This is a genomic window from Pseudomonas entomophila (assembly GCF_029193575.1).
GTDB classification, from domain to species: Bacteria; Pseudomonadota; Gammaproteobacteria; order Pseudomonadales; family Pseudomonadaceae; genus Aquipseudomonas; species Aquipseudomonas entomophila_G.
The window spans coordinates 190165-204423 of record NZ_JARGCS010000008.1; the positions used below are offsets into that span (position 1 = coordinate 190165).

13 protein-coding genes are annotated in these 14259 nt (G+C 65.5%); 6 read left to right on the plus strand and 7 right to left on the minus strand.

The window, feature by feature from the left end; all coding sequences use genetic code 11:
• Positions 1 to 7: 7 nt before the first annotated feature.
• The gene (locus P0Y43_RS02475) at positions 8 to 247 is read right to left on the minus strand and encodes a DUF3203 family protein (RefSeq protein WP_275635712.1); all 240 of its coding nucleotides are present in this window, start codon (positions 245 to 247) and stop codon (positions 8 to 10) included.
• A 227-nt stretch (positions 248 to 474) separates the two neighbouring features.
• On the opposite strand from P0Y43_RS02475, the gene P0Y43_RS02480 reads away from it, so the two are divergent.
• Positions 475 to 1005: an MgtC/SapB family protein gene (locus P0Y43_RS02480; protein WP_275635713.1), complete on the plus strand. Its 531-nt coding sequence runs from the start codon at positions 475 to 477 to the stop codon at positions 1003 to 1005.
• A 534-nt stretch (positions 1006 to 1539) separates the two neighbouring features.
• On the opposite strand, the gene P0Y43_RS02485 is transcribed toward P0Y43_RS02480, so the two are convergent.
• The 3 genes from P0Y43_RS02485 to P0Y43_RS02495 form a co-directional block, all read right to left on the minus strand.
• Entirely contained in the window at positions 1540 to 2439 is a 900-nt protein-coding gene (locus P0Y43_RS02485) for a hydroxymethylglutaryl-CoA lyase (RefSeq protein WP_275635714.1), read from the minus strand.
• A 20-nt stretch (positions 2440 to 2459) separates the two neighbouring features.
• Complete coding sequence (locus P0Y43_RS02490) at positions 2460 to 2864, minus strand: MerR family transcriptional regulator (protein ID WP_275635715.1); 405 nt, start codon at positions 2862 to 2864, stop codon at positions 2460 to 2462.
• Between the two features lie 97 nt (positions 2865 to 2961).
• Entirely contained in the window at positions 2962 to 3840 is an 879-nt protein-coding gene (locus P0Y43_RS02495) for a helix-turn-helix domain-containing protein (RefSeq protein WP_275635716.1), read from the minus strand.
• A 163-nt stretch (positions 3841 to 4003) separates the two neighbouring features.
• Between P0Y43_RS02495 and pobA the strand changes: the two genes are divergently transcribed.
• The 5 genes from pobA to P0Y43_RS02520 all read left to right on the plus strand — a co-directional run bounded on the left by pobA (position 4004) and on the right by P0Y43_RS02520 (position 10115).
• Entirely contained in the window at positions 4004 to 5191 is a 1188-nt protein-coding gene (gene pobA, locus P0Y43_RS02500; protein ID WP_275635717.1) for a 4-hydroxybenzoate 3-monooxygenase, read from the plus strand.
• A 113-nt stretch (positions 5192 to 5304) separates the two neighbouring features.
• A complete protein-coding gene (locus P0Y43_RS02505; RefSeq protein WP_430540215.1) occupies positions 5305 to 7092 on the plus strand; it encodes a gamma-glutamyltransferase family protein in 1788 nt (595 codons plus the stop codon).
• 50 nt (positions 7093 to 7142) lie between these two features.
• Positions 7143 to 8024, plus strand: a complete 882-nt coding sequence (locus P0Y43_RS02510; protein WP_275635718.1) for a LysR substrate-binding domain-containing protein — start codon at positions 7143 to 7145, stop codon at positions 8022 to 8024.
• Positions 8025 to 8181: 157 nt separating this feature from the next.
• Positions 8182 to 9144 carry an ABC transporter substrate-binding protein gene (locus P0Y43_RS02515; RefSeq protein ID WP_275635719.1) on the plus strand — a complete coding sequence of 321 codons (963 nt, stop codon included), beginning with the start codon at positions 8182 to 8184 and terminating at the stop codon, positions 9142 to 9144.
• Between the two features lie 17 nt (positions 9145 to 9161).
• Positions 9162 to 10115, plus strand: a complete 954-nt coding sequence (locus P0Y43_RS02520; protein ID WP_275635720.1) for an aliphatic sulfonate ABC transporter substrate-binding protein — start codon at positions 9162 to 9164, stop codon at positions 10113 to 10115.
• 84 nt (positions 10116 to 10199) lie between these two features.
• On the opposite strand, the gene P0Y43_RS02525 is transcribed toward P0Y43_RS02520, so the two are convergent.
• From P0Y43_RS02525 to P0Y43_RS02535, 3 genes are all read right to left on the minus strand, one after another.
• A complete protein-coding gene (locus P0Y43_RS02525; RefSeq protein WP_275635721.1) occupies positions 10200 to 11771 on the minus strand; it encodes a hypothetical protein in 1572 nt (523 codons plus the stop codon).
• Between the two features lie 197 nt (positions 11772 to 11968).
• Complete coding sequence (locus P0Y43_RS02530) at positions 11969 to 12463, minus strand: DUF934 domain-containing protein (protein WP_275635722.1); 495 nt, start codon at positions 12461 to 12463, stop codon at positions 11969 to 11971.
• Entirely contained in the window at positions 12447 to 14099 is a 1653-nt protein-coding gene (locus tag P0Y43_RS02535; RefSeq protein WP_275635723.1) for a nitrite/sulfite reductase, read from the minus strand. Before P0Y43_RS02535 ends, P0Y43_RS02530 begins: the two co-directional genes overlap by 17 nt.
• Positions 14100 to 14259: the final 160 nt, after the last annotated feature.

Genomic DNA, 14259 nt, shown 5'->3' on the forward strand with positions numbered 1-14259 from the left:
GCGGCCCTCAGATCACCGAGCCTGGCGTGCTGGCCTTCAGATGCCTGCGACTATCCACCGCACCTGCGACGGTGAGTGCGTCGGCCTCGGTTTCGGTAATCGGTACACGGGCGCCCTGGACCAGCGCCACCGACATGCGCAGTTGCTCATCGGTGACGATTTCGATGTCCGGGCCATCGGCTTCCACGAGCAGGTCCTGGCCGGTGACGGTGCAGCGGCGGGTGCTTTCGTCGATTTCAACGGGCATGGTGCGGTCCTCCGGTTGGGGTTACAGGTGTGACCGCGCAGGGTGGGCGGTTGCTGCATCGGGCCGCTCGGCGGGTGCCCGGGCACTGTGCCGCGGGGGCAATGTCCACCGTTTGCAGGCCCGCCGCAATCGCGGGGCACGCCCGCTCCCACAGCGCCAGTTCGGTAACTGTGGCGGGCTCGCCGCGCGATGGGCACGACACGCTCTACACCCAGGAGACCTCGCCCATGCAACCTTGGTGGCAAAACATCTGGCAGGCCATACAAGCCGAATTCACCGACATCACTGACGAACGCGAGGTCACCCAAGTGCTGGTGCGCCTGCTGATGGCCGCGCTTCTCGGCGCGGTGCTGGGTTTCGAACGCGAGCACAAGGGCAAGGCCGCCGGGGTGCGCACGCACATGCTGGTGTCCATGGGGGCCGCGCTGTTCGTCCTGGCCCCGGGCATGGCGGGCGCCGACGAGCAGGCCTTGAGCCGGGTGATCCAGGGCATCGTCGCTGGTATCGGCTTTCTCGGTGCGGGCACCATCCTCAAGGGCAATGGCCGCGACACTAGCCACGTCAAGGGGCTGACCACCGCTGCAGGGCTCTGGATGACCGCCGCCATCGGCATTGCCGCCGGCATGGGCCGCGAAGCCACGGCATTGATCAGCACGGTGCTGGCGCTGCTGGTGCTGGCGAGCATGCCAGTGCTGGTAGACAAGGTCGAAGGTGAGAATGAGGAAAAGGCGCGGGAGGAGGGAGACGGGAAGCACTGAGGGGAGCCGAAGCTCCCCTCAAAGCGTTGTTGCCTGCTCTTTTTTTATTATTGGAAACCGGCCTCTTGTTGTTTTTGTGAGCCTGTTTCGGTGTAGCGAGGCCCCCATGCGGGGCCAAGAGCAAACGTATTTTTTTGAGCGCTGACCTACATTCACCCTGGCGGGTCCGATGCTGACTGTCGCTACCTGAAGGTAGTTTTATTGTTTTGTGTCAGATCGCGGGGCATTCCCCTGAAACGCACGTCTACTCCAAAAAAATCTGCTTGCTGCGCCTCTGCCGTGTTGTTCTTGTTATGTCAGAGCCGGTGCATGTTGTTTTTATTGGGGTGTCGCGTTTTTTTATTTTTGTTGTGCCAGAGAGATAGCAGAAGCCGTGCCAACTTTTTAAATTCCTTTAAAATCAACGGCTTGTCATTTTTTGTCGAAAACGGACGGCCTGAAAATCTGTCGAATTGTTTCCGTGTTACCCGATTTTTTCCTGACTTCCAGGGCAGGGGTAACACTCCACCCACACTGATGTGACATCCGTATGACTCACTGTGTGCTACGCGCCCGTGCCACGCGTGAGCCATTGGCCCGGCCGAGCGCGGCGCTGATGCGCTGACCGGCGGCGATCAGCCGGTCCAGGTCGATGCCGGTGGCGATGCCCAGGCCCTGCATCAGGTACACCAGGTCTTCGGTGGCGACGTTGCCGGTGGCGCCCTTGGCATAGGGGCAGCCGCCCAGGCCCGCGACCGAACTGTCGAATACGGCGATGCCTTCGAGCAGGCTGGCATACACATTGGCCAGCGCCTGCCCATAGGTGTCGTGGAAGTGCCCGGCCAACTGTTCGCGCGGCACCTGGGCCGACACCACCTCGAAAAGGCGCCGGGCCTCGCCCGCGGTACCGGTGCCGATGGTGTCGCCCAGGGACACCTCATAGCAGCCCATCTCGTGAAGGGCGCGTGCCACGGGCGCCACCTGTTCGGCGCTGACCTTGCCCTCGTAGGGGCAGCCCAGCACGCACGACACGTACCCGCGCACCCGCACGCCGTGGCTGCGCGCCGCGTCCATGATCGGCTCGAAGCGCTTGAGGCTGTCGCTGATCGAGCAGTTGATGTTGCGCTGGGAGAACGCCTCGGAGGCTGCGGCGAACACCGCCACCTCCTTCACGCCCGCCGCCAGGGCATCCTCGAAACCGCGCAGGTTGGGGGCCAGGGCCGCATAGGTGACATCGGGGCTCTGCTGGATGCCGGCGAACACCTCGGCCGAGCCGCCCATCTGCGGCACCCACTTGGGCGAGACGAAGCTGCCCACCTCGATGTAGGACACGCCCGCTTCGGTGAGGTCGTCGACCAGGCGCACCTTGTCGGCGACGCTGATGGGCTGGGCTTCGTTCTGCAGGCCGTCGCGCGGGCCGACTTCGACCAGGCGGACTTTCTCGGGCAATGACATGGCGGGGTTCCTGTGGCGAATCAACGGTGGTCGTGCGGTTTGTTGTTCAGCGTGGCGGCCAGGGCCTGCTCGCAGCGCTCCTGGGCGGTGTCCAGCTCCAGGTGCATCTGTTGGATGTCGAGCATCTGCTGCTCCAGCTGGGCGCGGCGCTCGGCGATCTTGGCGAGCATGCTGTTGAGCTGCTTGAGGTTGCCGCCGCTGGGGTCGTACAGTTCGATCAGTTCGCGGCATTCGGCCAGGGAAAAGCCGATGCGCTTGCCACGCAGGATGAGCTTGAGGGTGACCTTGTCGCGCGCCGAATAGATGCGTTCCAGGCCTCGGCGTTCGGGGCACAGCAAGCCCTGTTCCTCGTAGAAGCGGATGGCGCGGGTGGTGATGTCCAACTCGCGGGACAAGTCGGAGATGCTGTAGGTCTGGCTGCTCATGCTGGGGCTCGCGGGGAGGTGGTGGGGCTAACCTAAAGGCAGGTTGACGTATACGTCAAGTGGGTTTGTGTTGGCCCTATCGCGGTGCCCACCCACCTCACTGCTCATGCGCCAGCCGCCGATACCCATTGGGCGTCACCCCACTCAACCGCTTGAAGAACCGCGCGAAATAGGTCGGGTCGCTGAACCCCAGGCTGTCCGACAACTGGCCGATGCTCATACGCGTATACACCAGACTACGGCGCGCCTCCAGTAGCAGGCGCTGGTGCACCACTTGCAACGCGGTCTGCCCGGTCAGTTCGCGGCATAGCTGGTTGAGTTGCAGGCTGGTGATGCCCAGGCGCGCGGCAAAGTCTTCCACCGACAGGTGTTGGCGGTAGTGGGCCTCGACCAACCGCAGGTAACGGCCGAGCAGTTGCCGGTCGCGTTCGTCACGGTTGCGTGGGGCCTGGCCCAGTTGCTGGCGGCGGCTGATCCACACCATCAACGCGGTGACCAGCGCCTGCAACATGGCCGCGCGTCCCGGCGCATTGCCCTGGTATTCCTGCTGCAAGGTCTCGACCAGCCCGTGCAGGTGTCGACGCTCCTTGCCCAAGGGGTAGCAAGCCGGTGCGGTGAGCACACCCAAGGGGGCGCCCAGGCGTTGCTCCAAGTCAGCCACCAGCGCCGCGCCGAAGGTCAGCACATGGCCCTGGATATCGGCGCTGAACCGAAAGCCATGCACGGTCAGCGGTGGCACCACCTGGATCGCCGCCTCGCGAATCTCGCTGCGCCGGCCCTCGATTTCCACCTGCGCCTGGCCGCGTTGCACATACAGCAACTGGAACAATTCGGCGTGCCGGTGTGGCTTGATCTCCCAATGGTGCAGGCGGCTGCGTGCCGGGATCGACTCACAGTGCAGCAGATCGGTGCCAGGCCAGGCGTGGTTTTCACCATACAGTTGGAACAGCGGCACGCCAGGAAGGCTGGATTTCATGAAAGCACCTGTTCGCTGATCGAACGAAATTTTCAAAAGTGCAGGTTATCCATGGGATAGCACACTTTTAGGCCTGTTGTTGCCAGTAAAAATGCAGGGGCGAACCCTAGCAACGAATGCCCGGCCACCGCCAGCCTGGCATCGACAAGACGAGACAACAACAATGAAGACTCAGGTTGCAATCATCGGCGCCGGCCCCTCCGGTCTGCTGCTCGGCCAACTGCTGCAGCAGGCCGGCATCACCAACGTGATCCTCGAACGCCAAACCCCTGACTACGTGCTCGGGCGCATCCGCGCCGGGGTGCTCGAACAGGGCACCGTCGACCTGCTGCGCGAGGCCGGCGTCGCCGCACGCATGGACCGCGAAGGGCTGGTCCACGAAGGCGTCGAGCTGCTGGTCGGTGGCCGTCGCCAGCGCCTGGACCTCAAGGCCCTGAGCGGCGGCAAGACGGTCATGGTCTACGGCCAGACCGAGGTCACCCGCGACCTCATGCAGGCCCGCCAGGCCAGCGGCGCACCGACCTTCTACAGCGTGAGCAACGTTCAGCCCCATGACGTCAAAGGCGAGCAGCCTTACGTGACGTTCGAGCAGGAGGGCCAGACGCTGCGCCTGGACTGCGACTACATCGCCGGCTGCGATGGCTTCCACGGCGTGTCGCGCCAGAGCATTCCCGAAGGCGTGCTCAAGCACTACGAGCGGGTCTACCCGTTCGGCTGGCTGGGCCTGCTGGCCGATACCCCTCCGGTCAGCCACGAACTGATCTATGCCCACCATGAGCGCGGCTTCGTGCTGTGCAGCCAGCGTTCCAACACGCGCAGCCGCTACTACTTGCAGGTACCGCTGGACGAGCGGGTGGAGAACTGGCCTGACGCGCGCTTCTGGGATGAACTCAAGGCGCGCCTGCCCGAGGACGTGGGTGCACGCCTGGTCACCGGCCCATCGCTGGAAAAGAGCGTTGCGCCGCTGCGCAGCCTGGTGGTCGAGCCCATGCAGTACGGGCGCCTGTTCCTGGTCGGCGATGCCGCGCACATCGTGCCGCCGACCGGGGCCAAGGGGCTGAACCTCGCGGCGTCGGACGTCAATTACCTGTACCGGATACTGGTCAAGGTCTACCGCGAAGGGCGCACCGAGCTGCTGGAGCGCTACTCCGAGCTGGCCTTGCGTCGGGTGTGGAAGGGTGAGCGCTTCAGCTGGTTCATGACCCAGCTGCTGCATGACTTCGGCCCGCACAAGGACGCCTGGGACCAGAAGATGCAAGAGGCCGACCGCGAGTACTACCTGTCGTCGCCGGCGGGGTTGGCGACCATCGCCGAGAACTACGTGGGGTTGCCGTTCGAGGTGGTGGAGTAGGGGATTGATGGGGGCTTCATCGCGGGGCAAGTCGGCCGCATAACCTGTATCCTGAAGCGCTCACCTTACCTTGGCCAAAGGCAGGAAGACGTTTGAAAGGGTATTCACACCGACTGTTGCGCACCCTGGCGCTGTGCTGCTTGGCAACCGCCAGCCCCTGGAGCGGCGCGGACACCTCGGCAACGCTCCCTCCACCCCCCGAACTGGCCTCGGGCTACCGCACCGGCCTGGTGCCCGCCCAGGCCAGCCGCCACATGGCCGCGTCGGCCAACCCGCTGGCCAGCGCCGCGGGGCGCGAGATCCTGCGCGCTGGCGGCAGCGCCATCGACGCCGCGATCGCCATGCAGGCTGTGCTGACCTTGGTGGAGCCACAATCCAGCGGCATTGGTGGCGGGGCGTTCATCCTCTATTGGGACGGCCAGCGTGTGCAGGCCTTCGATGGCCGCGAAACCGCCCCGGCCAGCGTCGACGAGCGCCTGTTCCTGCGACCCGACGGCACGCCCATGGGCTTTCGCCAGGCGCAGATCGGCGGGCGCTCGGTCGGTGTGCCCGGTGTGCTGCGGGCCCTGGAGATGGCGCACGCGCAGCACGGCAAGCTGCCCTGGGAGGCGCTGTTCACCCCGGCGATCGCCCTGGCGCGAGAGGGTTTCCCGATGTCCGCGCGCCTGCGTGGCCTGCTGGTCGCAGACCCCTACATCGTCGAGGCGCCGGCCATGGCGCGCTACTTCCTCGACGCCGACGGCCAACCCTGGCCGGTGGGTGCGCGCCTGCGCAACTCGGAGCTGGCCAGCACCCTCGAACGCATCGCCGAGCAGGGCGCGCAGGCGTTCTACAGCGGTGAAATCGCCGAGGCGATGGTGGCCGGCGTGCGCGCTCACGCCAACCCCGGGCACCTGTCGCTGGACGACCTGCGCCAGTACCAGGCGCGCGAGCGCGAGCCCGTGTGCGGGCCCTACAAGGCCTGGACGGTCTGTGGCATGCCACCGCCGTCGTCCGGTGGGGTAGCGGTGCTGCAGACCTTGGGCATCCTGGAGGCGTTGCAGCGCAAGGATGCACGGCTGGACCTCGCCCGCCTGCCACCGATGCCGACCACCCGCATCGCAGGCCTGGAGCCCGCGCCACTGGCGGTGCACCTGGTCGCTGAGGCCGAGCGCCTGGCCTTCGCCGACCGCGCGCAATACCTGGGCGACAGCGACCAGGTGGGGGTCAACGTCAAGGGCTTGATCGACCCGGCCTACCTGGCCCAGCGCGCCACACTGATCGGCGAGCACAGCCTCAAGCGCGCCCGCGCCGGTACCCCGCCCGGCGCCGACCTGGCCCTGGCGCCGGACCGCTCGCCGCTGCGCATCTCCACCTCGCACGTGTCGGCCGTCGACGAGCAGGGCGGGGCAATCGCCATGACCACCTCGGTGGAGGCCGCCTTCGGCGCGCACATCATGGTCAAGGGCTTTTTGCTCAACAACCAGCTCACCGACTTCTCGTTCGTGCCGCGCGAGGGCGAGCTGCCCGTGGCCAACCGTGTAGCGCCGGGTAAGCGACCGCTGTCGGCCATGGCCCCGACCCTGGTGTTCGCCCGCAACGACGGCTCACTGCTGGCCAGCCTCGGCTCGCCCGGCGGCTCGCAGATCATCGGCTACGTGAACAAGGCGCTGGTCGGCCTGCTGGACTGGAAGCTCGACCCTCAGGCCGCGATCGGCCTGCCTAACTTCGGCAGCCGCAATGCCAGCACCGAGGTCGAGGCGGGGTTGGTCAGCCCGGCGCTGGTGCGGGCCCTGGTCGAACGTGGGCACGACGTTACGCCGATCGAGATGACCAGCGGCACGCAGATCATCCTGCGCACAGGCCAGGGTTGGAGCGCCGGCGCCGACCCGCGGCGCGAGGGGGTAGCGCTTGGCGACTAGGGCAGGGCGTGCTAGAAGTCAGGTTCGTTATTTGAAAGTTGAATACCCAGATGTCCATCAGCGTGAAATCGAATAGGGCCCTGTTCGACCTCGACCTGTTGCGCGCGATCGTCGTGGTCGCCGACTGTGGCAGCTTCACCACGGCGGCGGCGCGCCTGCACTCGACCCAGTCGACCATCAGCCAGAAGGTCCGCCGCCTCGAGGAGATGGTCGGCCACCGCCTGCTGGTGCGCGGCCACCGCGACGTCCTGCCGACCGACGCCGGGCAGACCTTGCTGGGCTACGCCCGGCACATGCTGGCGCTGAATGACCAGATGCTCGAAGCCCTGGCCGGCGCCAGGGTCGGCATGACCGTACGCCTTGGCGTGCCCGAGGATTTCGTCGGCGGGCGCACCACCAATGCGCTGTCGGCCTTCAGCCGACGCCAGCCTCAGGTCAAGCTGGAGGTCACCAGCGGGTTGTGCCGCGACCTCAGCCAGGCCTACGACAACGGCGAGCTTGACCTGGTGTTGCTCAAGCAGCGACGTAACAGCCGTGAGGGCGTGGCCTGCTGGCCGGAGCGCCTGCAATGGATCGACAGTGCGCGAATGCCGTCCTTCGAGCTGGACCCGGTGCCGCTGGTGACCTTCCCTCCGCGCGGGTTGTACCGCGACGACATGATCAGCGCGATCGAAGGCATGGGCCGGCGCTGGCGCATCAGTTTCACCAGCTCCAGCCTGTCTGGCATCCAGGCCGCGGTGGCCGACGGCATGGGCGTGAGCCTGCTACCCCCGCGCGCGGCCACCGCCGAGCACCGGGTACTCGGCGCCGATCAAGGGCTGCCGGAGGTCGACAGCTATGAGATTGTCATCGTGCACCGGCCTACGGCCGATGTGATGGTCAAGGCGCTGGCCGAAGTGTTGACCGAGTTGCTGGCGGTACAGGCGATCTGAGACGGGGTGGTTGCCGGTACCGGCGCAGTCGCGTGGCATTGCGTATGGCCAAGATGTTAAATGCATATTAGGTTATTCCTAAAATTAATTTAATTTATTTATTGGTCCCCGTTACATTCTCCTCTGTCAATCCGCACACCGACCCCTGAGGAGCCCCATGCCGATCCGTTCCCGTCTCCTGCTGGCCGCCGCCAGCCTGTTGCTGGTCACCCAAGCGTTCGCCGCCGACCGCCTGACCCTGCGCATCGGCGACCAGAAGGGCAACATGCGCGCGCAACTGGAAGCCGCCGATGCCCTGCGCGACTTGCCCTACGACATTCACTGGGCCGAGTTCCCTGCCGCCGCGCCGCTGGCCGAGGCGCTCAACGCCGGCGCGATCGATGCGGGCATCATCGGCGATGCGCCGCTGCTGTTCGTACTGGCCTCCGGCGCGCCGGTCAAGGCGATCGCCGTGGACAAGTCCGACCCCTACGGCACCGCCTTGCTGGTGCGCCCGGATGCCGCGCTGCACAGCGCCGCAGACCTCAAGGGCAAGCGCATCGCCACCGGCCGTGGTTCGATCGGTCATCACCTGGCACTCAAGGCCCTTGATCAGGCCGGGCTTTCGGAGAAGGACGTGGAGTTTCGTTTCCTCGGCCCGGTAGACGCCAAGATCGCCTTGGCCAATGGCTCGGTAGACGCCTGGTCGACCTGGGAGCCTTACACCGCGCTGGCCGAAACCAGCGGGCAAGGCAGGGTACTGGTCAATGGCCGTAACCTCTCCAGCGGCAACAGCTTCCTTGCCGCCACCGACAAGGCCCTGGAAGACCCGGCGCGTCGCGCGGCCTTGCAGGACTACCTCAAGCGCCTGGCCGAGGCGCAGGTGTGGGCCAACCAGCACCTGGACAGTTACTCGAAAACCCTGGCGGCGATCATCGGCTTTCCCGAGGATGCCGCGCGCTTGCAGTTCGAGCGGCGCAAGCTGCGCTGGCAGGGCATCGATGACAAGACCGTGGCCGAGCAGCAGGAAACCGCCGACTTCTACCACGCCCATGGCCTGATGAATCAACGCCTGGACGTGACCCCGACCTTCGCCGCCGGCTTCAGCGTGCCGTCGGCCGCCCTGGCCGCCAAGCCCTGACCTGGAGAACGCGTCCCATGATCGGATTCAAACATCTGCGCCTGGCCGCCCTGGCGCTGCTGCTCGGCGGCGCGCTGCCGGCGACGGCCAGTGCCGAGCAGACCTTGCGCATTGGTTACCAGAAGTCTTCGACCTTGCTGACCTTGCTCAAGGCGCGGGGCACCCTCGAGCAGCGCCTGCAGGCCCAAGGCATTCGTGTGACCTGGCATGAATTTCCCAGCGGCCTGCCGCTGCTGGAAGCGCTCAACCTAGGGAACGTCGACCTCTCGGCGGACGTCGCCGACACCGTGCCTGTGTTTACCCAAGCCGCTGGCGCGCAGCTCACTTACTTCGCCCGTGAGACGCCGTCGCCCACGGCCCAGGCGATTCTGGTACCGGCCGATTCACCACTCCACACCCTGGGCGACCTCAAGGGCAAGCGCGTGGCGGTGACCAAGGCTGCCGGCAGCCACTACCTGTTGATCCAGGCACTGGCCAAGGCGGGCCTGAGTTTCAAGGACATCAACCCCGCGTACCTGATTCCCGCCGATGGCCGTGCCGCGTTCGAGAATGGCAAGGTCGATGCCTGGGTGACGTGGGACCCGTACGTCGCCAGCGCCCAGCGCCAGCAGAAGGCGCGGGTGTTGGTCGATGGCACGGGGTTGGCCAGCTACCAGCGTTACTACCTGGCCGGCAGCGACTACGCCAAGGCGCACCCACAGGTGCTCGAGGCGGTGTACCAGGCGTTGCGCGAGGTGGGCGCGTGGACCAAGGCCAACCCGGTGGCGGCGGCGCGGGTGCTCGGGCCGCTGTGGGGTAACCTGGATGCCAACACGGTGCAGGAAGCCAATGGGCGGCGCAGTTATGACGTGCAGCCGGTCAGGCAGGAAGACCTGGGCGAGCAGCAGAAGATCGCCGATGCGTTCTACCGGGAGGGGCTGTTGCCCAAGGCGGTGGATGCGCGGGCGGTGACGTTGTTCGAGGTGCGCTAGGCGCTGGCGTGGTGATGCGGCGATAGCCGTAGAAGCGTCAATGGCTGCCCCGCGATGGAGCCGCCATTGACTCACGCGTTAGTCTCAGGCGGTGATCTTCGAGGGGTCGGTCTGCAGCAGCCAGTTGCTGCGCTGGGCCTTCAGCGCCTCGTCGAGGACCGAGGCGCGGTTCTCGCGCTGCGCCGCGCGCTCCTGTTGGAACACCTCGTTGAGCAGGATGCGCAGGTTGCGCGACCGGTTCACCGACGTCGGTGTGCTGATATCGTCCTTGAGTACGCCATCGATGTAGGTGCGCACACGTTCGTTGCGGGTGGCCTGCTGGGTAGCGCTGGCTTCGACCAGCTTACCCTGGTTGTAGGCCAGGCGCGTGGAGCTGCTGGCCTGGTCGCTGATCTCGTGGTAGCGGTAGTTCTGCGACTGGCGGTCCAGGCCGAGCCTGAGGTCCACCAATGGGTTGAGGCCTTCGTGGAAGCTCGCCTTGAGGCTGGCCTGGGTGTCTTGCTGCACCGAGCGGTTCAATGGGCCGCCACCACTGACGTTGGTGGTCTGCGAGACGTTGTAGTCGAAGCGGCGGTCGGTTTCGCTCGGGCGCATCGGGTTGATCTGGTTGCCGGCCTTGCTGATCGAGGCGCTGAAGTCGGAGAGGCCGCTGAGCAGTGCGCGGTCACCGTCGCTCAGGCTCGAGGCCAGTTCGATGGTGGGCTTGCGTTTGGCATCGACGCTGTTGAGCTGGGTGAAGGCGTCCTTGAACAGGTTCATCAGGCCTTCATCGCCCTTGCCACGGCTCTGAGCGGCATCGAACTGCGTCAGGTAGTTGTCGATGGCCGCCTGGCGTTGCGCGGTGCTGCCCAGCAGGGCGCTGTTGCGGGTGTCGAGGTTCAACTGCAGGTTCCCGGACGGGCCTTGCAGGCTGACGCTACGGGCCTGGTCGTTGAGGTTCAGGTCGAAGGTCTGTTTCTCCCCCTGCACATCGAACTTGGCGCTCATCCGCAGCGAGCTGAACAGCGTTGGGTCAAGGTTGACCAGGCTGCCCAGTTGCAGGCGCGGTGGTTGTTCGGTCAGGCCATTGATGGCGCCCTGGAATGCATCGGCCAGGTCCGCCAAACCCTGGAGCTCAGCTTCGTTGAGTTGGCCGTCCTGAACGTCGGCGCTGACTGCCAGGCCCTTTTCATTGCTGGCCAGCACCAGGTTGACGGTGGCGCCCGAGGCGGTGGTCAGCTTGAAGCTGATGCCGTTGTCCGGGTCCTCGCGCAAACGGGCCTGTTGCAACTTGAGCGCTTCGGTGCCGGGTTGCAGGGTGTCGGAGACAGTGAATACCGATTGCGAGATGTTCTGGCCGCCGTTGCTGGCCAGTTGACCCAACAGGGCCGCGCCCAGTCCCTGGAAGCGTGCGCCGTTGGTCTTGGCCTGGATACCGCCGAGCAGGGCGATGCTGAGCTTGTCGGTGCTGTCCTGTTCCCAGGCATAGCGGCCGGGCGTAGCCACGACACCGCGGGCATTGTAGGTGTCGGCGTCGGCGATGCGGGTGTCCTGGCCGAGGATGACGCGTGTGCTCGGCTGGCTGGGGGCAGGCTGCGCGGCGCTCCTGACTTGGAGAGGGGGCGACGGCGTGTAGGTCGGGGCGAAACGTAGGACTGGGTTGATCACGGTCATCATGAGGCGTCCATGCAGATAGCAGTACACGTGATATCGGCATGCCACCGGGAAAGTTTAGGTCGAGGCGAGGTCCATCGCGGTGCGGCCCAGCCTACAGGCACGACGCCGAGCCTGTGGGGCGGTTCTATCCGTGCGTCCTGGGCCTGGAAACACAACGGCCCGCCAGTTAGGCGGGCCGTTCGGTGCAGCGATGACGATCAGCGGCGGCGGAACAGCGGCAACGGCTCGTCGGTGGCGGCCTGGTAGGTCACCGAGAAGTCCTTCAGGCTCTGCAACGCGTCTTCCGGGTCCTTGTCGGCACGGATGGCGAAGGCATCGAAGCCGCAACGGGCCATGTAGAACAGCTGGTCGCGCAAGACATCGCCAATGGCGCGCAGCTCGCCCTTGAACTGGTAGCGGTCACGCAGCAGGCGCGCGTTGGAGTAATTGCGCCCGTCGGTGAAGGCTGGGAAGTTCAAGGCGATGACCTGGAAGTGCGCGACGTCCTCACCGATCTCCTCGGCTTCCTCGTCGCTGTCCAGCCACACGCCCAGGCCGCCGTCGCGGGCCTTGAGCACATGCGCATGGTCACGCCACAGGTGCAGGGGAACGATGTAGTCGTCGCAGTTGGTCAGCTCGTCCAGGGAGGTTTCCTTGGGCAGCAGGTGCCAGGTCTCGTCGACCAACTGGTTGTTCTTAATGATTCGCTGCATAGACGCGTTCCTTGAATGGGTCGATGCCGATACGCTGGTAGGTGTCGATGAAGCGCTCTTCTTCGGTGCGCCGCTCGATGTACACGTTGATCAGCTTCTCGATCACGTCGGCCATGTCGTCCTGGGCGAAGGAGGGGCCGAGGATCTTGCCCAGGCTCGCGTCACGCGCGGCGTTGCCGCCCAGGGACACCTGGTAGAACTCCTCACCCTTCTTGTCCACGCCGAGGATGCCGATGTGGCCGACGTGGTGATGGCCGCAGGCATTCATGCAGCCAGAGATGTTCAGGTCGAGCTCGCCGATGTCGAACAGGTAGTCCAGGTCGTCGAAGCGGCGCTGGATGGATTCGGCGATCGGGATCGACTTGGCGTTGGCCAGGGAGCAGAAGTCGCCGCCCGGGCAGCAGATGATGTCGGTCAGCAGGCCGATGTTCGGGGTGGCGAAGCCCTGCTCGCGCAGCTCCAGCCAGAGCGCGTGCAACTGGCGTTGCTCGACGTCGGCGAGGATGATGTTCTGCTCGTGCGAGGTGCGCAGGAAACCGAAGCTGTAGCGGTCGGCGAGGTCGGCGACGGCATCGAGCTGCTTGTCGGTCAGGTCGCCGGGGGCGACGCCGGTCGGCTTGAGCGATAGGGTCACGGCCACGTAGCCCGGTCGCTTGTGCGCACGGACGTTGCGCGAACGCCAGCGGGCGAAACCTGGGTGCTCCTGGTCCAGTGCGGTGTAGTCGACGTTGTCCAGCGCCTGGTACTCGGGGTCGACGAAGTGGCGGGCCACACGCTCGACTTCCGCTTCGGTCAGGGTGGTGTTGCCGCCGCGCAGGTGGGCCATCTCGGCCTCGACCTTCTCGGCGAACACTTCCGGGGTGAGGGCCTTGACCAGGATCTTGATCCGCGCCTTGTACTTGTTGTCACGGCGGCCGTAACGGTTGTACACGCGCAGGATGGCGTCCAGGTAGCTGAGCAGGTCGCGCCACGGCAGGAATTCGTTGATGAACGCGCCGATCACCGGGGTACGGCCCAGGCCACCACCGACCAGAACGCGGAAGCCCAGCTCGCCGGCCTCGTTGCGCACCGGCTCCAGGCCGATGTCGTGCACTTCGATGGCGGCGCGGTCGTCCTTCGAGCCGTTGACGGCGATCTTGAACTTGCGTGGCAGGTAGGCGAATTCCGGGTGGAAGGTGGTCCACTGGCGGACGATCTCGCACCACGGGCGCGGGTCGACCAGCTCATCGGCGGCGACTCCGGCGAACTGGTCGGTGGTGACGTTGCGCAGGCAGTTGCCGCTGGTCTGGATCGCGTGCATCTGCACGGTGGCGAGCTCGGCGAGGATTTCCGGCACGTCTTCCAGTGCCGGCCAGTTGTACTGCACGTTCTGGCGGGTACTGATGTGGGCGTAGCCCTTGTCGTAGTCGCGGGCGATTTTCGCCAACATGCGCACCTGGGTCGCGCTCAGCTGGCCGTACGGCACGGCGACGCGCAGCATCGGGGCGAACCGTTGGATGTAGAGGCCGTTCTGCAGGCGCAGAGGGCGGAATTCTTCTTCGCTCAGCTCACCGGCCAGGTAGCGGCGGGTCTGATCACGGAACTGCTTGACGCGGTCCTCGATGATCCGCTGATCGTACTCGTCGTATACGTACATAAAAGTCCTGTCTCAGGCTGCATGCAGCTAATCGCGCGCACGGCCGCGCACTCCGGGGCGGAGCCGGGGAACGATAGCAGGTTGCATTTATGCGCTAAAGTGATGTTTTTGCATATGAAAAGAACCATTTGGACTAAGTGAGACTGACTGCCATTTGCCC